General features: G+C 75.7%; 1 protein-coding gene. It reads left to right on the top strand.

Translation table 11 applies throughout. From position 1 onward, the window contains the following. Positions 1-24: 24 nt before the first annotated feature. Positions 25-608 (top strand): GNAT family N-acetyltransferase (locus ACNFOC_RS55035; RefSeq protein ID WP_416966402.1); only part of this gene is annotated, 584 nt, incomplete at its 3' end.

The raw sequence follows: 608 nt of genomic DNA, 5'->3' as shown, positions 1-608 counted from the left end.
AAACGGGGGCGGGGGCGGGCGCACGTGGCCGAAACTGACGGACTCCACGGCCGAGAAGGCGCCGGTCATCTGCTCTGGGCCGCGCGACTGCGGCCCGACGGTCAACTCGGGCCCGGCGTCCGCGTGTTCCGCCACGGCTCGGCGATCGCCGTGGTCAGCCCCGGCCTCTCCGGCCGGGACCGGATCGCGGTCGACGGGAAGGCGGAGGACGCCCTCGTTCTCGTACGGGACGAGGTCCTGGCGGCGACCGGACCGGGCTACCGCCCGTTCGGGGACGCGGAGTTGATCGCGGCGCTGGTGCGCGGGACTCCCGGGCTGACGGCCGCCGGCGGGCCCGGGTTCCTGTGGATGGAGACGACGGCCCCACTGCCCGATGTTCCGGAGGGCGTGGTGTGGCTCGACGAGGAAGGGGAGAAGGAAGCGGCGACGGTCTTCGACCACTGCTTCCCCGACTCGTACGCCCAGCCCGGCCGCCCCGGAACACGCCGCTGGGCCGGTGCCTACGACCCGGACGGCGGCGGCGCGCTGCTCGCGGTGGCCGGAGACGCGTGGTCCGGGGCCGGGTGCGGCTTCATGGCGGGGGTCGTGACGCGTCCGGAGGCGCGGGG

The sequence above is a fragment of the Streptomyces colwelliae genome, from assembly GCF_048158785.1.
GTDB lineage: Bacteria > Actinomycetota > Actinomycetes > Streptomycetales > Streptomycetaceae > Streptomyces.
Note: the sequence above shows the minus strand (reverse complement) of the source record. Positions and strands in the feature narration are given on the sequence as shown.